The following is a 24,385-nucleotide window of genomic DNA, read 5'->3' as shown; positions in this document are numbered from 1 at the left end:
GTAATTTTTATATTAGCAAAAAAGAATTTTATGCTAAGAAAAATACTCAAAAATTATTTTGTTATTCTCTTGGTTTTGTGTGTTTCAATCCAGAACCTATATAGTCAAACTTTTGACAGAGTAGAAGATATTACAGGGCTTGGTATTCTAGAAGAAAATAACGGAGTAGCCGTAGCTGATTATGATGGCGATAACGATTTAGACATTTTCGTAGTTGCTAAAGCAAATGATGACCTAGATAGTCCAAAAACATTAAGCCGTTTATTTAGAAATAATAACGATGGTACATTTACTGATGTTACAGAATTAGCAGGTTTAACAGAGCTACTTTCTCAGGATGAAGGTGGAGCGGACTGGTTTGGTTTAGAAGGTCAAAAAAGTGGCGCATCTTGGGGAGATTATAATAATGATGGCTTTCCAGATTTATTTTTGACTTATTCTTTTAAAGTACAATTATTTCGAAATCTTGGAAATGGAACATTTGCAAATTTAACGTCTATTGCAGGTTTTGATACCTTAAATGATTGCAGAAATACTGGAGCAACGTGGTTTGATTATAATAATGATGGACTATTAGATATCTATATCAGCGATTGGGATGAATGCGATAGCAATCAATTATTCAGAAATAATGGTAATAATACATTTACTGATGTTACAGTATCTATAGGTATTCAAGCGCAATCAGGTCTAGCGAGTTATACGGCTCTGCCATTTGATTTTAATGAAGATGGTTTTATGGATTTGTATATTTCAAATGATTTTGATGAGCCTAATGATTTATACATAAATAATAGCGCAACAAGTTTTACTAATCAAGCGGGAGCTTATGGCGTAAATACCATGGGTGATGATATGGGTATTACCATAGGCGATTATAATAGAGATGGTTATTTTGATTTATTTGTAACTGCAATTGATGATAATTTTTTGTTAACCAATAATGGTGATAATACATTTACAGAAAATGCAGACACCTTTGGCTTAGGAAATACATTATGGGCATGGGGAACTCGATTCTCTGATTTTGATTTAGATGGAGATGAAGATTTATATGTTGTTAATGGCTATGAGTTCGAAGATAGAAGTGTAGAGCCTAATTTCTATTTCAGAAACTTAAATGCACAAGGTCAAAATGCCTTTGAAGATGTATCACAATCTTTAAATCTCAATGAGCAAACAATTAGTGTAGAAGCTATAGATTGGGATTATGATAATGATGGTGATATAGATTTATATGTTACCAATAATGATGGACCTTCTTTTTTATACGAAAACAGGACTTTAGATTTTGACGATGTAAACCCAACGCTGAATTGGTTTAAGTTAGAATTACAAGGCACAACCTCTAATCGTGATGCGGTTGGCGCAATTGTAAAGTTAACTACTGCAGATGGAACATTGATAAGATATAAATCTGGAGTTGGATTTTTGAGCCAAAGTTTAATGCCATTGCATTTTGGTTTGGATGATGAAACATCTATAACCTCTATAGAAATTACTTGGCCTTCAGGATTAGTAGAAACACATAGTAATGCGACGATTAATTCTACAATGTTAGCTATTGAAGGTGGAAGTTTAACAGATTTAAATATTCAACCAAGCGAAAAAATATATGGATGTACAGATCCAGTTTCATGTTCGTACAATTCTGAGGCTACTTTAGATGATGGTAGTTGTACTTATATAGATAATCAGCCAATAGTAGGTGCTACTACAGCCGCATTTTATTCAACGCAAACTTATTTATACAATATTGGAGCAAACTCAACAGCAGTTTGGTCAGTTAGTGGAGGGCAGATATTAAGTGGGCAAGGTACTAATGCGATTACAGTGCATTGGGAGTTGGAATCAGAAGGTAGAGTGTCTGTAATAGAATCTGATAATCAATGTTCTAGTTTAGAAGCTTCAATAAATATTGAGTTAAATGCAACAGATTTACCAGAAAATATTTCAATTGCAAGATTATGGAATGAAGTATTATTAAGTGCTATTCGTGGAGATTTTGCGAGGCCAACAGTACATGCAAGAAACTTATTTCACACAAGTGTAGCAATGTACGATATATGGGCTATTTATGATGACCAAGCTAAACCATACTTAATAGGTAACGAAGTTAAAGACTTTACTAGTGAACTAGTAGATTTTATTCCAATTAATTCAAATGAAGAATCTGTTAACGAGGCTATAAGTTACGCCATGTATCGATTATTATCATATCGATTTCAGAATTCTCCTGGAGCAGAATCTAACCAAGAGCGTATAGATTTATTAATGGAAAAATTAGGTTATGAGACCTCATTAACTTCTGTTTTATATGAATTCGGAAATGCTGCAGCATTAGGTAATTATGTAGCGCAAACTATTATAGATTACGGATTACAAGACGGTTCACGTGAGAGTACAGGATTTGATAATGAATTTTATCAGCCAGTTAACCAAGCATATAATCTGGAGCTTCCCGATAATCCACCAGTAGTGGATCCTAATAGATGGCAACCTTTAGGGTTGGATACATTTATAGACCAGGGCGGAAATGTAGTTGAAGGTAATGTTCCCGAATTTTTAAGTCCAGAATGGGGAAATGTAAATGGTTTTGCCTTAAAAGAAGAGGATGTAACTGTATTTAATAGAGATGGAAACAACTACCGTGTTTTCCATAACCCAATAACACCTCCACAAATAAATACTACAGTTGAAGATACTGAAAGTGAACAATACAAATGGGGCTTCTCTATGGTGTCTGCTTGGCAATCGCATTTAGATCCAAGTGATGGTGTCATGTGGGATATTTCACCTGGGGCTATTGGTAATACAGATATTGCTGATTTCCCAACAGCTTTTGAAGATTATCCATCATTCTACAATTTTACAGAAGGTGGAGATATAGGTACTGGTCATGCCATGAATCCTAAAACTTCAGCACCATATGTTTCTAACATGGTGCCACGTGGTGACTATGCAAGAGTTTTAGCAGAATTTTGGGCAGACGGTCCAGATTCTGAAACACCTCCAGGGCATTGGTTTACAATATTGAATTACGTTAACGATCACCCACAGTTCGAAAAGCGTTTCCAAGGTCAAGGCGATATTTTAAATGCCTTGGAATGGGATGTTAAAGCTTATTTTATTCTTGGTGGAGCAATGCATGATTCAGCCATAGCAGCATGGAGTGTAAAAGGGTGGCATGATTATATTAGGCCTATATCTGCTATACGTTATATGGGAGATGAACAAGGTCAAAGTTCTGATGAGACTTTACCTAATTATAGTCCTTCTGGTTTTGAATTAATTCCGGGATTAATAGAATTAGTTGAAGCTGGTGACCCATTAGCTGGATTCTTCGGTCAAAATATCGGAAAGGTAAAACTATATACATGGAGAGGTCACGATTTTATTAATGATCCTGAAGAAGATGTTGCAGGTGTTGGTTGGATTTTAGCTGAAGATTGGTATCCTTACCAACGACCTACATTTGTTACACCACCATTTGCTGGATATGTATCAGGACATTCTACATTTTCTCGAGCAGCATCAGAGATATTGACTAAGCTTACAGGCGACCCATTTTTTCCAGGAGGAATAGGTGAGTTTGTAGCTAAAAAAGATGAATTTTTAGTTTTCGAAAAAGGACCCTCTGTTGATGTAGTTCTGCAATGGGCAACATACAGAGACGCATCAGACCAAACAAGTTTATCTCGTATTTGGGGTGGAATTCATCCACCAGCAGATGATTTGCCTGGCCGTTTTATTGGTCAGAAAGTAGCAGATGATACTTTTGAGTTTGCGTTGCCGTACTTTCAATCATCATCAAACCCAAATAATACTACAGAACAAATAATCTACCCTAACCCAACTAATAATCAACAGTTTTTTATTACGAGTACAACTATAAATGATGTCATTGAAGTATTTGATATTCGAGGAAGAATGATAGATATTATTGCTTCAGATTATGATGAAGATACTGGTATAACTCGTATTAGGTTGAATAATGCTGTAACTGGTCTTTATGTATTACGAGTAAATGGAAATTCAAAAATGGTTGTAGTTACTAAGTAAGGCAAAAGTCAAAACTTTGGGTGCATGCAACGAACACTTTTTCAATATATTCCTCAAGAAGCAAAATTTTTAATTCAAGACTTAATCAGTACTGATAACCTCGTTGTCAAAATAAAAGGCGAACGCAAAACTAGGCACGGTGATTATAGGATGTTGCCTAATGGAAAGCATCAAATAACTGTAAATTCTAATTTAAATCCTTATCGATTTTTAATTACTTTAATTCACGAAATTGCTCACTTAGAGGCGTATCAAAAACATGGACATTTTATCAAGCCACATGGTAAGGAGTGGAAACTTACCTTTCAGCATTTAATGTTACCTTTTTTACGACCAGAAATATTTCCAAATAATCTATTACCACTATTAGCCAAACATTTTAGAAATCCTAAAGCCTCAAGTGATACAGATGCAGATTTAGCATTGGCATTAAAGCAATATGATGAGGAAAACGACAAAACTTTTATTTTTGAAATAGAGGAAGGTGTAACATTTAAGCTATACAACGGACGTATATTCAGGAAGGGAGCAAAACGCAGAAAACGCTATGAGTGCCTAGAAATAAGTTCAGGAAAGTTATATTTGTTTAACCCAAATGCTGAGGTTGAGTTGTTAGAAGAATAATTATCTATTAAGAACCCCAAAAGCAAAGGGAAAAATTAATTTGATGAAAAATAAAGATTACTACGCTATTTTAATGGCAGGTGGTGTTGGCTCACGTTTTTGGCCAGTAAGCACGCAAGATTTTCCAAAACAGTTTCACGACATGTTAGGAACTGGAGATACTCTTATCCAAAAAACATTTAATCGATTAGCGCAACTGATACCAGAAGAAAATATATTTATACTTACCAACGAGCGTTATAACGACCTGGTATTTGAGCAAATACCAAGTGTCACAAAGCGCCAAGTTGTTTTAGAACCTGCAATGCGTAATACAGCGCCATGTATATTATATGCGTCTCTTAAAATCCAAAAAGAAAACCCTGATGCGGTAATGATTGTTGCTCCTAGTGATCATTGGATAGAAGATGAAAACGCTTTCACACAAAATGTAAGTCAAGCCTTTGAGTATTGCTCAAATAATGATGCTCTAATGACTTTGGGTATTACACCAACATTTCCTAATACAGGATATGGTTATATTGAATATGATAAAAATTCTACTTCAAATATAAAATCGGTAAACCAATTTCGAGAAAAGCCAGATTACGAAACAGCAAAATCGTTTTTGAGTCAAGGTAATTTTCTTTGGAATGCTGGTATTTTTATGTGGAGTGCAAAAACGGTTGTGAATACATTTAAAAATAATCAGCCAGAGCTTTTTCAACTTTTTGAAGCAGGTATATCTACCTATAACACTGAGTTTGAAGACGATTTTATAAGAGACAACTACGGTAAGGCAGAAAACATTTCCGTGGATTATGCCATCATGGAGAAGAGTAAAAATGTATATGTAATTCCTGCTACTTTCGATTGGAACGATTTAGGAACATGGGGAAGTCTTTATGATAAGCTCGATAAAGATTCTAATAATAATGCTGTTGTCAATGCAAAAACTTTGACCGAAGATGCTTCGGGTAATATGATACGCACCAAAGACGATAAGGTTGTTGTTCTAGATGGCCTAGAAGATTATATTATTGTAGACAAAGACGAAGTTTTACTTATCTTTCCTAAAACAAAAGAACAAGATATAAAGAAGGTGCTCCAATCTGTGAAAGATAAATTTGGAGAACAATATGGTTAAAATATGAGTGAAGAAAATAAATTTAACTTTTCTGAAGAAGAACAAAGACAACAATTAAATAAAGACAAAGTTGTTGAAGAAAAAAAAGAAGCCGTAAAACAAGATGCTAAAGGGCTTTTTGCTAGTATCTCTCATTTTCTGCATGAGCTTTTGGACTTTAGAGAAGATACAGATAGAGATGCTACTATAAAAGCAATAAAAGATGATGTTTCTTTTAAAGGAGCAACAGCATGGATTTTAGTTTGTTCAATTATGGTTGCCTCAGTGGGTCTTAATGCTGACTCTACAGCAGTAGTAATTGGAGCGATGCTTATTTCTCCATTAATGGGGCCTATTTTAGGTATTGGTATGTCTATCGCTTTAAATGATATAGATACACTAAAAAAATCATTAATAAACTTAGCAACAATGATAGTGTTAAGTTTACTAACAGCTTTCTTGTTTTTTAGATTTTTCCCTTTAGGAGGGAAAGAAACTTCCGAGCTTTTAGGAAGAGTTGCTCCAGATTTAAGAGATGTGCTTATTGCATTTTTTGGAGGATTAGCACTTATAATTGCACGTACAAAAAAGGGTACCATTGCCTCAGTAATTTTTGGCGTGGCTATTGCCACAGCTTTAATGCCTCCACTTTGTACAGCTGGTTATGGTTTGGCTAATGGTAATTGGTCTTATTTTGGAGGAGCAATGAACCTGTTTACCATCAATACTATTTTTATTGCATTAGCAACATTTATTGTTCTTAAGGTATTGCGTTTTCCAATGTTGAAGTATGCTAATTCGGCTAAACGAAGACGCATAGCTAGATTTGCTGGTCTAGTTGCAATCTTAGTGATGATTTATCCAACAATTACATTCATTCAAGTTTTCAAAAAAAGTGGTTTGGTAAATGATTATGAAAACTTTGTAGAAAATGAAGTTAGGTCTAATCGTGAGCTATGGTTTCAAAACGGAACACCAAATTATGATGAGAAAAAAATAACATTATACTTTAATGGAGAAGTGCCAGATGCTTCTATTGCAGATTGGAAAAACGAAATAAAGGACTATGATAAGATTAAAGATTTTGAATTAATAATCTCTGGTAATAAAAATCGCAGTTTTGATAAAATCTCAGATGCTTACGATAGAGCCATTTCTGAATTGGATAAAAAAGATTTAATTATCTCTGGTCTTGAAAAACAAGTTAGTGATTTGCAAGAGACTGTTTCTGAGTTTAATCAGCAGTTAGAAGCTAAAAACACTGCTGATAATATTTCTTTTTCTAGCCTAGCAAAAGATGCAAAAATTAGATTCAATGATTTAGAATATTTGGGTTATGCCAGAATGTTAGAATCTAGAGATTTTATTAAAATTGATACTATTGATGTTGCAGATGTAGTTTGGAAAAGTACTCTGAATGATAGTTTAGCCTCTATTAAGGAAAAGGAGTTGATACTATGGTTAAAACAAGAAATTAAAACTGATTCTGTCGTTGTGCGAAGAAATTAATTACTGATTTTCTTCAATGTACATGCGTCTTACTTTTTTAAATAAGTTAGACGAGTAAACAAAGTTAGTTACAGCTTCATTGTCTGTTTTAAAAATTGTGTCTTTAGAACCTTCCCATTCTTTGTAGCCATCTTTTAAGAAGACAATTTTTTCGCCAATTTCCATAACAGAGTTCATATCGTGTGAGTTGATGACAGTAGTCATTTGATATTCATCTGTAATCTCTTGAATAAGGTTGTCAATAACAATAGCTGTTTTGGGGTCTAAACCTGAATTAGGTTCATCACAAAACAAATATTTTGGATTATTTACAATAGCACGAGCAATAGCAACACGTTTTTGCATTCCTCCTGAAGCTTCACTAGGCATTTTCTTATGCGCATCAGGAAGGTTAACACGCTTCAATACAAAATCAACACGGTCTTCCATTTCGCTCTTACTTTGCTTAGTAAACATTCTTAATGGGAACATAACATTTTCAGCAATGGTCATTGAATCAAATAAGGCACTACCTTGAAAAACCATACCTATCTGAGCGCGTAAGTCTCGTTTTTCATTTGCGGTTAATTCACTCATTACATGCCCTTCATAAGAAATGGCTCCTTTTTCGTATTCAAAAAGACCTAAAAGACATTTAAGGAATACGGTTTTACCAGATCCACTTTGTCCAATAATTAAGTTGGTTTTACCTTTTTCAAAAACAGTACTAATGCCTTTCAAAATATGAGCTTCTCCAAATGACTTATGTAAATCTTTAACCTCTATCATTAACCTAAAAGTAAACTTGTTAAAAAGTAATTTGCTAAAATGATGACAACACTAGTCCAAACAAAACTCGTGGTACTCGCTTTACCAACTTCTAATGCACCACCTTTCATGAAATAGCCATAAAAAGAAGGTATTGTGGCTAGTAAAAATGCAAATACAAGTGTTTTTATAAATGCATAGACAATATGAAAAGGAATAAAATCTGTTTGGATGCCTTCAATATAATCTTCTAATGTTCCGTAACCTCCATAAACACATGCGGCTAAACCTCCTAAAACACCTAAAAACATAGCAATTGATATAATAAAAGGGTAAAGAGATAAAGCTATAAACTTTGGAAATACTAAATAGTTTAAAGAATTAATACCCATAACTTCGAGTGCATCTATTTGTTCCGTAACACGCATAGTACCAATGCTTGATGTTATAAAAGAACCTACCTTACCAGCCATAATTATAGAAATAAAAGTAGGTGCAAATTCTAATATTATAGATTGTCTGGTAGCAAAACCAACTAAATATTTAGGGATTAACGGGTTAGATATGTTTAATGAGGTTTGTATAGCAACAACACCACCAACAAAAAACGAAATAAAGGCTACGATACCAAGAGAGTTGATAATAAGGTCATCAATATCTTTTAGAATTAGGGTTCGCATAACTGACCACTTAGTGGGTTTGCGAAACATGTCTTTAATCATTAAAAAATAGACACCAATATTGTGTAGGTATTTCATCTAAACTGTTGTTAATGCTAAATTATGAAAAACTCTTCGTTAAATACTATTTTATTAAATTAACATCTATCTAAAACCGTTATTTTTGTGCTTTAATATTACAGCTAATAAATGAAAAAAGTCATCCTAATTTTCTCAGTTTGTTTTGCATTGATATCATGTAATGCTCAAAAAGTAGAATCAAGAAATTCTAACGATACTAGTATTTCAGAAACTAAAAATCCAAAACTTATTGTTGGAATTGTAGTCGACCAGATGCGCTATGATTATTTAACTCGATTTTATTCAAAATTTAGTGATGGTGGATTTAAGCGTATGATGAAAGAAGGATTTAACTGTAAAAACAATCATTTTAATTATGTGCCAACATATACTGGTCCAGGTCATGCATCAGTGTTTACAGGGACTACGCCAAAATATCATGGTGTAATTTCTAATAATTGGTATGATAAAGTACAGAAAGAAGTAGTGTATTGTGCTGGAGACGATAGTGTAAAGTCTATTGGTACGGAGAGTACTGCAGGACAGATGTCACCACATCGAATGTTGACGACCAGCTTTGCAGACGAAAATAAGTTATTTACTCAAATGCGAGGAAAAACTATTGGTATTGCTATTAAAGATAGAGGTGCTATTTTACCTGCAGGTCATACAGCCGATGGTGCTTATTGGTTTTATGGTAAGGAAGAAGGTGTTTGGATAACAAGCTCTTTTTACAGAAATGATTTGCCAAAATGGGTTAGCGATTTTAATAGTTCTGATATAGCTGAATCTTACTTTAAAGTTTGGGACACATTTTATGATATAAACACTTATGTAGAAAGTGGAAATGATGATAATAATTTTGAAGGTGGATTTAAAGGAAAAGAAAAAGCAACATTTCCTTATGATTTAGCAAAATTGAAAGGAGAGAATGGTGGTTTTGATCTTTTAAAAGCCACGGCTTACGGAAACAGCTTGACAACGGATTTTGCAATAGCCGCTATAAAAGGAGAAAACTTAGGTGAAGATATAAGCACGGACGTTTTAACTCTTAGTTATTCTTCTACGGATTATGTAGGTCATAATTTTGGTGTTAATTCTAAAGAGGTTGAGGATACTTACATAAGGTTGGATAAAGATTTAGAACGTTTTTTCGAATTTTTAGACATTCAAGTTGGAACTGGTGAGTACACGGTGTTTTTAACAGCTGATCATGGAGCAGTTAATGTGCCAGCATATTTGCAGTCAGTAAATATACCTGCAGGATATTTAGATTATAACTCTCGAAAGAAAAAGTTTATAGCTTTTCTAGAAGAAAAATATGGCACTAAAGATATTGTAGAGAATGTGAGTAATAATCAAATTTTCTTTAATAAAGCAAAGATTAAAGAACTTAACTTAAATCTACATGAGGTCGAACAAGATTTGGTAGATGAGCAAATCAGTTATGATAATATTGCAAAAGTATATACAGCTACAACAATGAACTCAACCAATTTTACTACCGGAATTGAAGCTTTACTGCAAAACGGTTTTAACCAAAAACGTTCTGGTGATGTGATTGTGGTTGACGATATTGCTCATATTGCCTATAGTAAAACAGGATCTACTCATGGGAGCGGATTAAACTACGATACGCATGTGCCATTGTTATTCTTTGGAAAAGGTATTAAGCATGGAATCACACTTCAAAAAACAGTAATTCCTGATATTGCTCCAACTATTTCAGCTTTATTAGGTATTAGTTTTCCTAACGGAGCAACAGGTATGCCTTTAGGGTTTGTTTTGGACTAGGTTATATTGTTTAGAATACCTTTCCAACGTAATTTTCTAATAAACTTACCTTGCTCTTTGGAGACAATACGTTCCTTAGTCTTAAGATATCCTATTATATAATTGAAGAAAGTATTAATACTACGTTTCTTTAATGCCATTTTTGCTGCGGAAATTACTGTAATAAAAATTCCATAACGCATTTTATAAAGTGCTTCTCCTTGCAAATATTTTGAAGATGAATTATAAGAATTTCCAGTCGGTTTCAAGTGTCTTATTTTTAAGCTATGGTCAGTTTTTACTTCCCAATTATAGTATTTAGCAAGTAAGGTGTCTACAGTGTCCCAACCAATAGACTCTTTTAATCCGCCAATAGCTTCAAAACATGCTTTTCTGTAAGCTTTAAACGGACCACGTACATGATCTTTATTTGAAATGTTCTCGTAAACCCAATCATTATTCTTTTTTATATAGGCTAATCCACCAGCAATGCCAACGTTTTTATTTTCAGAAAATATGATAGTTAGTGTTTCGAGATAATTTGAAGGTAATATAATATCTGCATCAAACTTGCAGATGATGTCGTAATTATCATCTAGTGTTTCAAATCCTTTGTAAAAGGCGTTTATGACTTTTGCTCCGGGGATATGTTTGTTAGATGATGTAATATTAATAAAAGAAATCCATTCAAATTTATTTTCAAAACTTTCTATAATAGTTTGAGTACTGTCAGAAGAATTGTCATTAACCACAACAACTTTACTTGGTGTATGCGTTTGATTAATTAAAGAGTCTAATGTTAGACCAATAGAATCTTCTTCATTATGAGCAGGAATGACAATATAAAACCTCAAACTTTAATTTCTTAAACTCAAATCTAATCAAACAGATTTGGAATTTAGAGTTTAGTCCTTGGAATTTTTTATGCGCTCAGCATAAACAATATAATATCTTGGTGTAAACCATCGAAGGATAGGTCTAATTCCAATTTTTTTGGTGGGATTTGTCCATTTTTTTGAAGCTATAATTTGCCAACCTGCTTTTTCTAAAAGCCAATCGAATTGCCAATCCTCGAACTCGTGGTAATGTCTGTCCCATATATCTGTTTTACTACGATATGCTGGAGAAAACCATAAGCGCATTGGAATACTTGCAATTAGTTTATCTGCTTTAATAGATTTTAATACTGTAAGTGGTGATAATAAGTGTTCAAAAATTTCGAAGGCTGTTACAACGGTTGCTTCCGAATTTTCTATTGTTGAGGTATCAAAATCTAAATCTTCACCTTTTGTGTTTTCAACTTTAAAACCACGCTCTTTCATGATTTTGGTGAACGGATTTTCTACACCTAAATCCAAAATGGTTTTAGAAGTAGATATATGAGCTTCTAAAAATTCAAGTGTATGCTTATAGCGCTTATGCGGAAAATATTTATACATGATAGCTTTCTGTAAACAGAATTATTAATATCTGTAAACGATAGCATTAATATGCATGCCAGCGCCAACACTTGCAAAAATAATAACATCACCTTTATTAATCTTGTGATTGTCTAATTTATTATTTCTAATCAAGTCAAATAGTGTAGGTACTGTAGCAACAGAACTGTTTCCTAGCTTATGGATGCTCATTGGCATAATATCTTTTGGAGCTTTAGCTTTATAAAGTCTGTAGAAACGTTTAACAATAGCTTCGTCCATTTTTTCATTGGCTTGATGAATCAATACTTTCTTTACTTCAGAAATATCAAGTCCACTTTTATCTAAGCAGTCTTTCATGGCTTGAGCTACATTAGTTAAAGCAAATTCGTAAATCTTACGGCCATGCATTTTTATGTAGCGCGTATCAGAGCTTATATCCTTGTTATTAGATTTTCCAAAAAATAAATAATAAGCTTCATCATATGTGAATGTAGCAGTTTCATGTGCTAAAATGCCATCTTCTCCGTCTAAAGCTTCGACAATACTAGCGCCTGCACCATCTGAATAAATCATTGAATCTCTATCATGTTTATCAACCACACGAGACAATGTTTCGCTACCAATAACCAGACATCTTTTGGCCATGCCTGCTTTAATATATGCCTGTGCTTGTATAACACCTTCTACCCAACCAGGGCAACCAAATAAAATATCATAGGCAACACATTTTGGGTTTTTAATACGTAAACGATGTTTGATTCTTGAAGCTAAACAAGGTAAGATATCACTCTGAATAGTATCGTGTTTAACATCTCCAAAATTGTGAGCACAGATAATGTAGTCTATGGTTTCCATGTCTACATTTGCATCGTCAATGGCTTTCTGAGCGGCTAGAAATCCAAGGTCAGATGAGGTTAATTGCTTATCTGCATAGCGACGCTCCACAATTCCTGTGATAGCTTTAAATTTTTCTACAATAACTTCATTAGGATAATCAATTTTTGAACCATCAGTGTTGAGAAATTGATGTTCATGAAAATCTTCATTGCGCTCTATGCTTTCCGGTATGAAGCTTCCTGTTCCTGTTATTTTAATAGCCATTCTGAAAAAATTTGTATTAACTAATCTGCTAAGCTAACTAATTAAATGACTTTCAGGGCTTTTAAATTGTAAATCGAGTTATTTTTTTGATATTCTTAATATTTGCCATTATTTCTATAAAAACCATAAAAAAAGCACTCAAAAAGAGTGCTTTCTAAAATCTATAAATTACTTAATTTATGCTTCTATGTATGCTTCAATAGGTGCGCAACTACATATTAAGTTCCTATCACCATAGGCTTCATCTACACGTCTTACCGTTGGCCAAAATTTATTATCAGCAACAAACTCTAATGGAAAAGCTGCTTTTTCTCTAGAGTATGGCAGTAACCATTCATCAGAAGTTAGCATTGCCATAGTATGAGGAGCATTTTTAAGTACATTATTTGGTTCTTCTTTTGAAACTGTATTAATTTCTTCTCTAATAGAAATCATAGCATCACAAAAGCGGTCCATTTCGGCCTTGCTTTCACTTTCTGTGGGTTCTATCATCATAGTTCCTGCAACTGGGAAAGACACTGTCGGTGCATGAAAACCGTAATCCATTAATCGTTTTGCAATATCAACGACTTCAATGCCATTCTCTTTAAAATCACGACAATCGATAATCATTTCGTGAGCTGCACGACCATTTTCTCCAGTGTATAATGTAGGGTAATAGCCTTCTAAACGTTCTTTAATATAGTTAGCATTTAGGATAGCTACTTCAGTAGACTTTTTTAATCCTTTGGCGCCTAACATTTTTATATATCCATAAGAAATAATACATGCTAACGCAGATCCAAATGGAGCTCCAGAGATAGCTGTAATAGCTTTATTACCTCCAGTTTCTATAATCGGATTTGTCGGTAAAAACGGGACTAATTGTTTTGCAACACAAATTGGACCAACACCAGGTCCACCACCACCATGAGGAATAGCAAAGGTTTTATGCAAATTTAAGTGGCATACGTCAGCTCCAATATTTCCTGGATTTGTCAAGCCTACTTGAGCATTCATATTAGCGCCATCCATGTAGACTTGTCCACCATTGTCATGAATAATTTGTGTAATTTCTTTAATTGCAGATTCGTAAACGCCATGAGTTGATGGATAAGTTACCATCAAGGCAGCTAAATTATCTTTATGTAATTCTGCTTTTGCTCTTAAGTCTTCAACATCTATATTTCCATCATCTGAAGCTTTAGTCACTACAACTTTCATTCCTGCCATTACTGCACTTGCTGGGTTGGTCCCATGTGCCGAAGAAGGAATTAAACAGATGTTCCTATGGTGGTCATTTCGTGACTGATGATAGGCTCTTATGACCATTAAACCTGCAAACTCACCTTGAGCACCAGAATTAGGCTGTAAAGATGTACCAGCAAAACCTGTAATTTCATTTAATTGCTTTTCAAGAGCTTTTAGCATGGTTGCGTAACCTTTTGCTTGTTCTACAGGTACAAAAGGGTGAATTGCTCCCCAACTGCTCCAACTTAATGGCAACATTTCTGATGCTGCATTAAGTTTCATTGTACAAGAACCAAGCGAAATCATCGAGTGATTTAATGCTAAATCTTTTCGTTCTAAGCGTTTGATATAACGCATTAACTCTGTTTCTGAATGGTATGAATTGAAGACATCAAAAGTTAAGAAGTCAGATGTTCTTTTTAATTCATTTTGAATAGTTTCAATCTCTGAAATTGATGTTATTTTGTCTGTGCTTTTTCCTGTAACGATTTCAAAAATTTCAACAATCTGGTTTAAATCAGAAATTGAAGTGGTTTCGTTTATAGAAATTGTAATTGTTTCTTGATCTGGGTAGAAAAAGTTCACTTCACGTTTTTCTGCTTCAGTTTTTACTTTTGAAGCATCTGCTTTTATTTGAAGTGTATCAAAATAATATGTATTGGTTTGTTCAAGGCCTAACTTGCCAAGCGCTTCTGCTAGAGTTGCTGCAGAATTATTCACTTTATCAGCGATAAATTCTAAACCTTTAGGCCCGTGATAAACAGCGTACATTCCTGCCATAACAGCTAGTAGTACTTGTGCTGTACATATATTTGAAGTTGCTTTAGCTCTCTTAATGTGTTGCTCTCGTGTTTGTAAAGCCATACGAAGTGCACGGTTACCATTTAAATCTCTGGTAACGCCTATAATACGGCCAGGAACATCACGTTTGTAGGCTTCTTTAGTTGCAAAATATGCAGCATGTGGGCCACCATAACCCATTGGGATACCGAAACGTTGTGTAGTACCTACTACAACATCAGCACCAAATTTACCGGGAGCTTCTAGTTTTACTAAACTGAGTATGTCTGCTGCTACGGCTACTTTTATACGAGCAGCATTAGCATTTTCTATAAATGTTTTGATATCAGAAATTTGCCCATCTTTTCCTGGGTATTGCAATAATGCTCCAAAGAAATCTTCAGAATGGCTAAAGTTTTCAGCTTCACCGATTACCAATTCTACACCAATAGGGATGGCTCTTGTATGTAATAATGATAGGGTTTGTGGTAATATGCTGTCAGACACAAAAAATTTATTTACGCTTGCTTTTTTCTGATCACGTTCTCTAACTGCAAAAAGCAAGCTCATAGCTTCAGCTGCAGCAGTGCTTTCGTCTAGAAGTGATGCGTTTGCAATCTCCATACCGGTTAAATCAATAACCATAGTTTGGTAATTAAGTAAAGCCTCTAAGCGACCTTGGGCAATTTCTGCTTGGTAGGGCGTATATGCTGTATACCAACCTGGGTTTTCTAATATATTACGTTGAATTACTGCAGGAAGATTTGTAGGATGATAACCTAAACCTATATATGTTTTAAAAACTTTATTAAGCTGAGATAGTTCGTAGATATGACTTAAATACTCTTGTTCACTTAATGCAGAGTCTAAATTTAAATCATTTTTAAGACGAATATCAGCAGGTACTGTTTCAGATACTAACTGTTCTATACTCATAACACCGATGGTGTTTAACATAGCCTTTTGTTCCTGAGAATTAGGGCCAATATGTCTTAATGCAAAAGATGTTGTGTCCATTCTTTTTATCGCTGTATTTTTTGATAAGCAAAAATACGGAATATGCCCTTTTTTTTAGTTAAGGAATACTAAAGTTTTTAACTGAAATGGTACGTTATTAACACTTTAGTTATTTTTACGATGTGAAGGTTTTAAAGTCCGTTTTTAATTTTTATATAAATAGCAGTATTCATGTCGCATTTGCTGTTTATGCGATGACATGGGTCACTTTGATTTCGTTTGATTTACCTTATGACGAAAATGTGCTATATTTTGTCTTTTGTGCCACTATTACTGCCTATAATTTTATAAAGTATTTTGGTTTGGCAAAGTTTCACCACAGGAGTTTAGCCAATTGGTTACGTATTATTCAATTGTTTTCTGCAGTGGCATTTGTGTTGATGTGTTATTACTTATTTCAGCTTAGCTTAAGAACTTTAACTTTAATTGGTTTTTTAGCAGCTGCCACATTCTTGTATGCGATACCTCTAATTCCCAAAAAATATTTGTTTGATGAACAGCAGAATTTAAGAGAAATAAGTGGAGCAAAGATTTATGTAATTGCTCTAGTTTGGTGTTTTGTCAGTGTGCTATTACCAATTATGAATGCAGGAATAGAATTATCCGCAGACACTTGGATAGCACTTTTTCAGAGGTTTTGTTATGTGTTGGTTTTAATGCTGCCTTTTGAAATCCGTGATTTGAACTATGACAGCTTAAAATTGGCCACGATACCTCAAAAAATAGGCATAAAAAAAACCAAAATAATAGGCGTGCTATTACTAATGGTTTTTATGATGTTAGAATTTTTTAAAGATGAAATTGATGATACATCTGTTTTTTCAACTTTAATAATAATGTTTATGACGCTTCTACTTTTAATATTTTCTTCAAAAAAACAGCATAAATATTATAGTGCTTTTTGGGTAGAAGCTTTGCCCATATTTTGGCTTATAATACTATTGCTGTTTACTTAGTTCTACCTCAAATGCTTGCTGTAATTTGTTTTTAGCAGAATTGTCTAAAGTTTCTACTTTAGGATTCTTCACTAACTTTGTTAGTTGTGTATTTTTAGCGGTGTATTTTCTGCAAGCACGACAGTACATTAAGTGAAAAGTCAAAATTATCTTTTCTCTTAAAGATGCTTCTTTATACTGATTTTTGTCACATATATGATTTGCTTCGTGACATTCTAATTTTAGTTTACTCATAATTTTAAAACCAATTTTCTTCCATGCAATTAGCCATAGCAGTTCTTGCTCTATGGATAATTACCCAAAGGTTAGACGCTGTAATATTCAATTCATTACAAATTGCTTCAGTTTCATAATTTAAAAGGGTTTTCATTTTAAAAACATTTGCTTGTTTTTCTGGAAGTTTACCCAAACAATCATGGATTGCAACGCCTAATTCTGTATTTTCAATTGTGTCTTCAGCTGTTTTATCATAAGGGTCAGCAACACGCTCTTCTAACCAATCACCCTCTGTTTCTGTATCACTGTTGTAAGACATACGTACTTCAGCTTTTCCTTTATTAGAATTTATTTTTCGATAATGGTCAATGATTTTTCTTTTAAGAATAGCTATTAACCAAGTACGTTCACTGGCTTCACCCTTAAAGTTTGCCATAGATTTTAAGCCCGCTAAAAAGGTCTCTTGAACCAAATCTTGAGCGATTTCTCTATCACTAACACGTGTAATCGTATAGTTAAATAGATAATCGGAGTAAAGTTTAATCCAATCGTTAGGATTTATAGTATGTTCTGCCATTGCTCTGGGCGTAATTTTCTGGCATTAAAAATAGGATAAAAAAACGAGAATTCTGATTAGTTATAAGTGTTTGATTTTGTTGCGCTTATAATGTAATATCCAAAATTTTTCATATGTAATCCGGCAAGTAGTGCATAAAAGGACCCTTTTAAGTTATGGAGACTCTCTTTCTTAATTGATTTGAATCTTAATAATTTTCCTAGAATGAAGCCAGTAATTGCAAAAGGAACGTGTAATACTGATGGTGCAACCTTAAAAGACACATCTTCTACAGTAATACTTTTAAAACCAATTTCCTTTAAGCTTTTTTGAATATAAGTATGTGTTTCTAGTTTTTCTAAACTCCAATGATTACATAGTTTTTTATATGAATATTTACTACCTCTGCAGAGTTTGTTTTTCTCTTTTTTAAGAAATGCATCAGCAATGACTAATCGTCCTCCAGGTTTTAGAATTCTATATGCTTCTTTAAGAGAATTATAACTATGACCTGAATGACAAAAGCTCTCTATTGCTACTGCAGAATCAAATGAGTTACTTTTAAAAGATGTGTTATTGTAGTTTTCTTTAATAATTATACCATTTTCTCCTTTGAGTAAATTGTTTCCTTGCTTTACTTGAAAATCTGATAATGTAACACCATATGCTATAATGTTTTTATATAGTTTTAAAGCATGCCGCATTGTGCCACCCATACCACATCCTAAGTCTATTAATCGATTTTTGCTTAAACCAATTTTTAATCTTTTTAAAACTTGAGTATTCATTTGGTTAAGCATAGAGTCACGCTTAAAGGGATTAGTCTTAAAAGGAATATAATAGCCAAAGTGCATGTTATAATCGTTACTCCAAAATTCATAATCCTCAGTAGCTTCGTTATAGAAATCTACCATTTCTATTCTATTTTGTTCTGAATGATTGTTGAGTGATATTGATTGTATTTTCATGATGATTTTGATTTAAAAGACTAAAGAAATGTTATAGATGACTAACCATGTGTATACTATTGCAAATAAAGTAAATAGAGAATTCATGAAGTAACTTCCAATTTTGAAAATTGGCTTCTGTGGTATTTGATACATTGGGTAATAAGCGACTTGCGTTGCTACTTTGCCAACCCAATAAGCAGCAATAAGTCCTGTAAGGGCTAGGGCTAGATGTGTTCCATTTTTTAGGTCGTTTGGTAATAGAATGGCAATAAGACCAAAAGAAAAATTTAAACCTTGAATGTACCTTCCGTAAGTTTTAGCAATCTCCTGATTTAAAGGTTTTAGTTGTTTAACATCATTATACCAATCAAAAACTTTATGTCTTATATAAGGATAGATTAGTGCAGTAAATATTTGACCAAAACCTCCTATTATGATTAACCAATTTGGAATTTGAGTTTTCATGATTGTTTAATTTTATAGGTTATGTATAAGTGAAATAGTGCTAAAAATGCTGAGATAAACATCCAAATGAGCAATAGCATTAATGACTCGCGACTTTTAACTTCGCTTAATAATCTAAAAGTTCCAGCCAAAGTTATTGTGACTATAATGTATATGTAAAACAATTTTTTTGTCCCTTTGCTAAGTGAAGATTTATTTCTAAAGATTATAACTGACATAATTATTTGAGTCAGACCAAGTATTGGTAAAGCCAAAATACCTCCCCAAAAGGTTAATGAGATGCCTAAACCCAATATGGTTAATACTTTGTTAGTTGAATACAAACTTTTCATAATTCTTAATATTTTAAACTTTCAGAAAAAATTGAAAGTTTGATTTAAAAAAATATAGTCCTATTTCATGAGTTTAAAAACAGACTTTGTTAACCAGTTTTGTTTTTGATTCACTAACTTATTCATTAGAGTATCTAAATCATCAGTTAATTCTCTTAAAGCTTTTGTTTGTTTAATTAATTCTTTTGTTTTTTCTGTGCCATCATTTTTAATTGATGAGACTTCATCTAAAACCTTAATGACAGGCTTTATTTCTCTTCGGCTTCTTTCCTTTGCTACAATACGAGCTAATTCTTGCACATCCTTTTCTGTAGTAAAGAACTCTTTACGTTCTCCAGAGACTAAAACTTTAGTCACAATACCCCAATCCATGAGCTGCCTTAAATTCATACTTGTATTACCACGAGAGATTTTAAGTTCTTCCATAATATCTTCCATAGATAATGACTTGGTTGAGATAAAAAGTAAAGCTTGTATCTGAGCCATGGCTTTATTGATGCCCCAAAGCGTACCTAAACTTCCCCAGGTGCTTATAAATTTTTCTTTTGCTTCTTGGTATTGCATGGAACAAATATACAATAATTTTTAAACTTTCAATAATTATTGAAAGTTTATTTTCATTATCATTTTTATAACTTAGGCCTTGAGTAAAAGTTAAACTCCTATGATTACATTACATAATGATGTTCATGCTATAGCTAAATACTTGGTTATATCTCTATTAATTGTTGGTTGTAAATCTACAGCACCTTTAGTGAGTCCAAATTCAAATACTAATAGCTCTAAAGACATCTTAATCTTTATTGATGGCACCTCAAATACACCTGAAGATAATACCAATGTTAATAAGCTTAGGCGGCTAGCTAAGGTTAGCGATACTCTTGATACGTTTTACACTGTTGGTGTTGGTGGAGGAAATGACTTTAAAATTTCAGGCATGGCATTTGGCGTTGGCGTTAAGAGAGATGTAGTGGAAGCTTATGATTTTTTGATGAAGCGTTATAAAAAAGAACGTGGTGATAAGATTCACTTATTTGGCTTTAGTAGAGGTGCTTTTACATGCCAAGTACTAACTGATTTTATTTACACCGCTGGTATGGTAGAACTCGAAAAAGGTATAGATAGTGTGAAGCAAATACGTTTAATCAAAAAAATGTATAGTGCCTATCGAGGTAATATTACACATACTGAAAGACAACGAAAAGTTGAAAAAGTTATTGAAAAATGGGAGAATGATAATAATCAAAAAATTATTAGAATACCTAATATAACTATTGAGGTTTTAGGCCTGTTTGATAATGTTGAAGCTTTAGCTGCACCAGATTATAAAGAGAAATTTTGTAACCCTAATGACAGTCACCTTAATCAGTTTGTAAACGTCAATAAGGTTTTTCATGCTGTAGCATTGGACGATAATAGAGCACAAATATTTACGCCAATTTTGGCAAGTTGTAATAATATAAAATTAAGGCGAAATAAAATTTTAGATGATGTGGTTAAAGAAGTTTGGTTTGCTGGTGCTCATAGTGATGTTGGAGGAGGATATACTGATAACCCCGAAATATCTTATCTATCCTTAGATTGGATGGTCAGTGAGTTAAAAGATTATAACTTATTTGATGAGGTGTCACTTACTGACAAAAATATTAAAGGCGAAATTCATGATTCCGAAAAAGGCTTTTTAGGTTTCTTTTACAAAAGAAGGAACCGAGACATCCCTTTATATCTCATAGAAAATGGCGAAAATTATAATAATGGTAAAATAAACATTCATAGTTCTGTGATAAAACGTCTAGAGCTAGGCTTGTTACCAAACTTTAAAAAACTAAAAAAAGACCCCCTAGATTGGTTTGATAAAGAGCCCTTTAAAAAGTGTTTTGACTCTATAGGAAATAGGAGAATCTATAAAGAACCTTGTGATGTTATTAATGTGGTAGATTAATACTGCAATTACTCTATTTGTAAATGAATATGGTCATCATGTCTTACGGCTTGGCAACCATGAAAGCGTATTTTCGAATAGTTGGTTAATCCCATGCTCTCCTTCAAATGTGGCTCTATAAATAGCTTTTGAGTATTTACTTGTTTAACTAAAGCTTTTATTAATTGTTTCGTGCGTTTTGAGTCAAACACAACATCATCAGAAATTCCGAAAGACAAGTATTTTGAAAAGTCATACTGCCAATAGCCTTTGGTTATACACCTAGAAGCAGTATAATTCTTATTTGAATTTATATAAGCTCCGTATCCTGAGAATGACGAGTTTTGTTCTGTAGATTCACCATTGCTATCTAGATATTTAAATGATAAATCTATTTTTTTGCCGTCATTATGGCTTAAGTGTGGTAAAAGAGGGAAGCCATCAAAAAATGGAAAATTGGCATCTAAGTATTTAATCGTTGTATTGCTTTCTTTTGAAACATTATTAAGTAGAGTATTCAATTCAGGTTTCACATAATTTCTAAAGGCAAGCGGATAAAACCAGTTTGCAGGTTTTACATACTCATTAAAAATAGGGAGTTTTTCTCGACCGAAAAACTTTGCTATTGGCGGAATAATTAAAAGATTAAATGCTAAGTATAATACAGGAAATACAAATCGCTTTTTGCATTCAAATTTCTTGCAAATTATCAAGGTTAGTAACCAAATTATGCCACCTACTTGTGTTGCCGCAGTTAGTAATATTATAAATAGAATATGACCAAAAAGCTTTAATAGTCTCATTATTGAATAAACGAGATATTCAAGTTGTTATTTTATCAACCCAGCACGTCTCAATAAGGCTTCAGGTTTAGGCTCTTGACCTCTAAACTTTTTATATAAAGTCATTGGGTTTTCTGTACCGCCTTGAGATAAAACAAAGGCTTGAAATTTCTGTGCTACTTTTTTATTAAAAATGCCTTCTTTCTTAAAATATTCAAAAGCATCGGCATCTAAAACTTCTGCCCATTTGTAACTGTAATAACCAGACGAATAACCACCTTGAAAGATGTGCGCAAAAGCAGTACTCATACAATTTTCTGTGACATCTGGATAAAGATTTGTGCCAGCAAAGGCTTTGTTTTCAAAATCTTTTACTGAAGATATTTCCGAAGGGTTTTCATGCGCATGCCAAGCCATGTCTAATAAACCAAAACTCAGTTGACGTAAGGTTTGCATGCCTTCGTGAAATGTTGCAGAAGCTTTTATTTTCTCGATTAATTCCATCGGAATAACCTCACCAGTTTCGTAATGTGTAGCAAACAGTTTTAATGTTTCTTCTTCGTAGCACCAGTTTTCTAAAATCTGACTTGGTAACTCTACAAAATCCCAATAGACATTTGTGCCAGATAAACTCGGATATGTGGTATTAGCCAACATGCCATGTAATGCGTGGCCAAATTCGTGAAACAACGTCGTCACCTCATTAAATGTCAGTAATGAAGGTTTTGTTGGTGTGGGCTTTGTGAAATTACAAACGATGGATACATGTGGTCTCTCATTAACCTGATTCTTTATCATTTGAGGCTTAAAAGAGGTCATCCAAGCACCATTACGTTTTCCTGCTCTTGGGAAAAAGTCAGCATAAAAAATAGAAACCAATTCGCCATAATCGTCAATAACTTTATAAGTTAAGACATCTTCATGGTATTTGTCAATCGTATCAATTTCTTCAAATCTTAATCCGAATAACTTTTCAGCTACCGTAAAAGCACCATTAATAACATTTTCTAATTTGAAATAAGGCTTTAGTTGCTCATCATCTAAACTGAATAATTTTTGTTTCAATTTTTCAGAATAGTATGCTGAATCCCATTTTTGCAGTTCGACTCCGCTCACTGACCCAGAAATAGAATTTGCAAATTTTTCTAATTCCTCAAATTCTTTTTCAGCTGCTGGTTTTGCTTTCTCAAGTAACTCATTAAGAAAGTTCTGGACATTTTCTGGCGTTTCCGCCATACGTTCTTCCAAAACAAAATGTGCATGCGTTTTGTAGCCTAACAATTGCGCACGCTCATTTCTTAAGTTGGCAATCTCTAAAACATTATTTTGGTTGTCAAGCTCATCCCCTTTAAAGCCTTTACTTCCAAAAGCTTTAGATAGCCTTTCTCTTAATTGACGATTATCAGCATAAGTCATAAACGGAATATAACTCGGATAATCCAAAGTAATTAACCAGCCATCTTTTCCTTTGCCTTCTGCCAATTGCTTTGCTGCTTCTTTGGCGCCATCAGGCAAACCAGAAAGGTCAGCTTCATTAGTTAGAAGCATCTCAAATGTATTGGTTTCTGCTAGAATATGCTCACCAAATTTTAATTTGAGTTGGCTTAATTCTTTATCTATTTTGCGAAGCCTTTCTTTTTTTGTAGCGTCTAAATTGGCACCGTTTCTGGAAAAGCTTTTATATTTTTTATCAAGAAGTGTCTCTTGTTCAGTAGTTAATTCCAACGTGGATTTAGAATCATAAACTAATTTTACACGCTTAAATAGTTCTTCATTTAACGTAATATCATTACTAAATTCTGATAACAAAGGCGAGACTTCTTGGGCAATTTTCTGAATCTCATCATTAGTTTCGGCAGAATTTAAGTTGAAAAAAATACTCGAAATCCTGTCTAATTCTTCACCAGTATAATCTAGAGCTTCAATAGTGTTTTTAAATGTTGGAGTTTCAGAATTAGAGACAATAGCATCAATTTCGGCACGCGCTTTTTCTATAGCTATTTTAAAAGCTGGTAAAAAATCCTCAGTTTTTATGTCCGCAAATGGGGCGGTATTGTATGCTGTATTGAAGGTTTTATTTAGAATGTTCATTGACATT

At 33.4% G+C, this 24,385-nt stretch carries 20 protein-coding genes; 7 read left to right on the top strand and 13 right to left on the bottom strand.

The window, feature by feature from the left end; translation table 11 throughout:
* Positions 1-30 precede the first annotated feature (30 nt).
* Genes Q0770_RS06775 through Q0770_RS06760 form a run of 4 tightly spaced genes read left to right on the top strand, consistent with a single transcriptional unit; the run spans position 31 to position 7,300 of the window.
* A complete protein-coding gene (locus tag Q0770_RS06775; protein WP_299115319.1) occupies positions 31-4,062 on the top strand; it encodes an FG-GAP-like repeat-containing protein in 4,032 nt (1,343 codons plus the stop codon).
* Positions 4,063-4,086: 24 nt separating this feature from the next.
* A complete protein-coding gene (locus tag Q0770_RS06770) occupies positions 4,087-4,686 on the top strand; it encodes a SprT-like domain-containing protein (protein ID WP_299115317.1) in 600 nt (199 codons plus the stop codon).
* Between the two features lie 43 nt (positions 4,687-4,729).
* On the top strand, positions 4,730-5,812 hold the full coding sequence (locus tag Q0770_RS06765) for a mannose-1-phosphate guanylyltransferase (protein ID WP_299115315.1): 1,083 nt from the start codon (positions 4,730-4,732) through the stop codon (positions 5,810-5,812).
* A 3-nt stretch (positions 5,813-5,815) separates the two neighbouring features.
* On the top strand, positions 5,816-7,300 hold the full coding sequence (locus Q0770_RS06760; RefSeq protein WP_299115313.1) for a DUF389 domain-containing protein: 1,485 nt from the start codon (positions 5,816-5,818) through the stop codon (positions 7,298-7,300).
* Here the strand turns inward: Q0770_RS06760 and Q0770_RS06755 are convergent, their stop codons facing one another.
* Together Q0770_RS06755 and Q0770_RS06750 are read right to left on the bottom strand one after the other, a co-directional pair.
* A complete protein-coding gene (locus tag Q0770_RS06755; protein ID WP_299115312.1) occupies positions 7,301-8,068 on the bottom strand; it encodes an ABC transporter ATP-binding protein in 768 nt (255 codons plus the stop codon). It abuts the gene before it with no gap.
* The gene (locus Q0770_RS06750) at positions 8,068-8,805 is read right to left on the bottom strand and encodes an ABC transporter permease (protein WP_188375240.1); all 738 of its coding nucleotides are present in this window, start codon (positions 8,803-8,805) and stop codon (positions 8,068-8,070) included. Before Q0770_RS06750 ends, Q0770_RS06755 begins: the two co-directional genes overlap by 1 nt.
* 111 nt (positions 8,806-8,916) lie before the next feature.
* On the opposite strand from Q0770_RS06750, the gene pafA reads away from it, so the two are divergent.
* Complete coding sequence (pafA, locus tag Q0770_RS06745; protein ID WP_299115311.1) at positions 8,917-10,581, top strand: alkaline phosphatase PafA; 1,665 nt, start codon at positions 8,917-8,919, stop codon at positions 10,579-10,581.
* On the opposite strand, the gene Q0770_RS06740 is transcribed toward pafA, so the two are convergent.
* From Q0770_RS06740 to gcvP, 4 genes are all read right to left on the bottom strand, one after another.
* Positions 10,578-11,414: a glycosyltransferase family 2 protein gene (locus Q0770_RS06740; protein ID WP_299115310.1), complete on the bottom strand. Its 837-nt coding sequence runs from the start codon at positions 11,412-11,414 to the stop codon at positions 10,578-10,580. The two genes, pafA and Q0770_RS06740, sit on opposite strands and share 4 nt — an antisense overlap.
* A gap of 51 nt (positions 11,415-11,465) precedes the next feature.
* Positions 11,466-11,999 (bottom strand): methyltransferase, encoded by a 534-nt coding sequence (locus Q0770_RS06735; protein WP_299115308.1) that lies wholly within the window; start codon positions 11,997-11,999, stop codon positions 11,466-11,468.
* 24 nt (positions 12,000-12,023) lie between these two features.
* Entirely contained in the window at positions 12,024-13,082 is a 1,059-nt protein-coding gene (locus Q0770_RS06730; protein ID WP_299115307.1) for a 3-oxoacyl-ACP synthase III family protein, read from the bottom strand.
* Positions 13,083-13,259: 177 nt separating this feature from the next.
* Complete coding sequence (gene gcvP, locus Q0770_RS06725; RefSeq protein WP_299115306.1) at positions 13,260-16,109, bottom strand: aminomethyl-transferring glycine dehydrogenase; 2,850 nt, start codon at positions 16,107-16,109, stop codon at positions 13,260-13,262.
* 122 nt (positions 16,110-16,231) lie between these two features.
* Between gcvP and Q0770_RS06720 the strand changes: the two genes are divergently transcribed.
* Positions 16,232-17,065 carry a hypothetical protein gene (locus tag Q0770_RS06720; RefSeq protein WP_299115304.1) on the top strand — a complete coding sequence of 278 codons (834 nt, stop codon included), beginning with the start codon at positions 16,232-16,234 and terminating at the stop codon, positions 17,063-17,065.
* Here the strand turns inward: Q0770_RS06720 and Q0770_RS06715 are convergent.
* The 5 genes from Q0770_RS06715 to Q0770_RS06695 form a co-directional block, all read right to left on the bottom strand.
* Positions 17,048-17,299 (bottom strand): hypothetical protein, encoded by a 252-nt coding sequence (locus tag Q0770_RS06715; protein WP_299115302.1) that lies wholly within the window; start codon positions 17,297-17,299, stop codon positions 17,048-17,050. The genes Q0770_RS06720 and Q0770_RS06715 overlap by 18 nt on opposite strands.
* A 4-nt stretch (positions 17,300-17,303) precedes the next feature.
* The gene (locus Q0770_RS06710) at positions 17,304-17,858 is read right to left on the bottom strand and encodes a sigma-70 family RNA polymerase sigma factor (protein WP_299115300.1); all 555 of its coding nucleotides are present in this window, start codon (positions 17,856-17,858) and stop codon (positions 17,304-17,306) included.
* A gap of 56 nt (positions 17,859-17,914) precedes the next feature.
* The gene (locus tag Q0770_RS06705; RefSeq protein ID WP_299115298.1) at positions 17,915-18,805 is read right to left on the bottom strand and encodes a cyclopropane-fatty-acyl-phospholipid synthase family protein; all 891 of its coding nucleotides are present in this window, start codon (positions 18,803-18,805) and stop codon (positions 17,915-17,917) included.
* Positions 18,806-18,817: 12 nt separating this feature from the next.
* Positions 18,818-19,252: a hypothetical protein gene (locus Q0770_RS06700; protein WP_299115296.1), complete on the bottom strand. Its 435-nt coding sequence runs from the start codon at positions 19,250-19,252 to the stop codon at positions 18,818-18,820.
* 392 nt (positions 19,253-19,644) lie between these two features.
* Positions 19,645-20,148 carry a GbsR/MarR family transcriptional regulator gene (locus Q0770_RS06695; protein ID WP_299115294.1) on the bottom strand — a complete coding sequence of 168 codons (504 nt, stop codon included), beginning with the start codon at positions 20,146-20,148 and terminating at the stop codon, positions 19,645-19,647.
* 100 nt (positions 20,149-20,248) lie between these two features.
* On the opposite strand from Q0770_RS06695, the gene Q0770_RS06690 reads away from it, so the two are divergent.
* Positions 20,249-21,526, top strand: coding sequence for a DUF2235 domain-containing protein (locus tag Q0770_RS06690; protein WP_299115293.1), 1,278 nt, complete (start codon positions 20,249-20,251; stop codon positions 21,524-21,526).
* Between the two features lie 8 nt (positions 21,527-21,534).
* Here Q0770_RS06690 and Q0770_RS06685 read toward each other — a convergent pair whose 3' ends face one another.
* Together Q0770_RS06685 and Q0770_RS06680 are read right to left on the bottom strand one after the other, a co-directional pair.
* Entirely contained in the window at positions 21,535-22,308 is a 774-nt protein-coding gene (locus Q0770_RS06685; RefSeq protein ID WP_299115291.1) for a hypothetical protein, read from the bottom strand.
* A gap of 27 nt (positions 22,309-22,335) precedes the next feature.
* Positions 22,336-24,378 carry a M3 family metallopeptidase gene (locus Q0770_RS06680; RefSeq protein ID WP_299115289.1) on the bottom strand — a complete coding sequence of 681 codons (2,043 nt, stop codon included), beginning with the start codon at positions 24,376-24,378 and terminating at the stop codon, positions 22,336-22,338.
* Between the last annotated feature and the right edge of the window lie 7 nt (positions 24,379-24,385).

The organism is uncultured Winogradskyella sp. (genome assembly GCF_947501905.1).
GTDB lineage: Bacteria > Bacteroidota > Bacteroidia > Flavobacteriales > Flavobacteriaceae > Winogradskyella.
This window is presented reverse-complemented; position numbering and strand designations above follow the sequence as displayed.

Coding starts and splice junctions, on each gene's coding strand:
- Q0770_RS06755 (WP_299115312.1), bottom strand. CDS start 8,068: ATGATAGAGGTTAAAGATTTACATAAGTCATTTGGAGAAGCTCATATT.
- Q0770_RS06770 (WP_299115317.1), top strand. CDS start 4,087: ATGCAACGAACACTTTTTCAATATATTCCTCAAGAAGCAAAATTTTTA.
- Q0770_RS06695 (WP_299115294.1), bottom strand. CDS start 20,148: ATGCAATACCAAGAAGCAAAAGAAAAATTTATAAGCACCTGGGGAAGT.
- Q0770_RS06730 (WP_299115307.1), bottom strand. CDS start 13,082: ATGGCTATTAAAATAACAGGAACAGGAAGCTTCATACCGGAAAGCATA.
- Q0770_RS06735 (WP_299115308.1), bottom strand. CDS start 11,999: ATGTATAAATATTTTCCGCATAAGCGCTATAAGCATACACTTGAATTT.
- Q0770_RS06705 (WP_299115298.1), bottom strand. CDS start 18,805: ATGAAAATACAATCAATATCACTCAACAATCATTCAGAACAAAATAGA.
- Q0770_RS06760 (WP_299115313.1), top strand. CDS start 5,816: ATGAGTGAAGAAAATAAATTTAACTTTTCTGAAGAAGAACAAAGACAA.
- Q0770_RS06750 (WP_188375240.1), bottom strand. CDS start 8,805: ATGAAATACCTACACAATATTGGTGTCTATTTTTTAATGATTAAAGAC.
- Q0770_RS06775 (WP_299115319.1), top strand. CDS start 31: ATGCTAAGAAAAATACTCAAAAATTATTTTGTTATTCTCTTGGTTTTG.
- Q0770_RS06690 (WP_299115293.1), top strand. CDS start 20,249: ATGATTACATTACATAATGATGTTCATGCTATAGCTAAATACTTGGTT.
- Q0770_RS06685 (WP_299115291.1), bottom strand. CDS start 22,308: ATGAGACTATTAAAGCTTTTTGGTCATATTCTATTTATAATATTACTA.
- pafA (WP_299115311.1), top strand. CDS start 8,917: ATGAAAAAAGTCATCCTAATTTTCTCAGTTTGTTTTGCATTGATATCA.
- gcvP (WP_299115306.1), bottom strand. CDS start 16,109: ATGGACACAACATCTTTTGCATTAAGACATATTGGCCCTAATTCTCAG.
- Q0770_RS06700 (WP_299115296.1), bottom strand. CDS start 19,252: ATGAAAACTCAAATTCCAAATTGGTTAATCATAATAGGAGGTTTTGGT.
- Q0770_RS06715 (WP_299115302.1), bottom strand. CDS start 17,299: ATGAGTAAACTAAAATTAGAATGTCACGAAGCAAATCATATATGTGAC.
- Q0770_RS06765 (WP_299115315.1), top strand. CDS start 4,730: ATGAAAAATAAAGATTACTACGCTATTTTAATGGCAGGTGGTGTTGGC.
- Q0770_RS06680 (WP_299115289.1), bottom strand. CDS start 24,378: ATGAACATTCTAAATAAAACCTTCAATACAGCATACAATACCGCCCCA.
- Q0770_RS06710 (WP_299115300.1), bottom strand. CDS start 17,858: ATGGCAGAACATACTATAAATCCTAACGATTGGATTAAACTTTACTCC.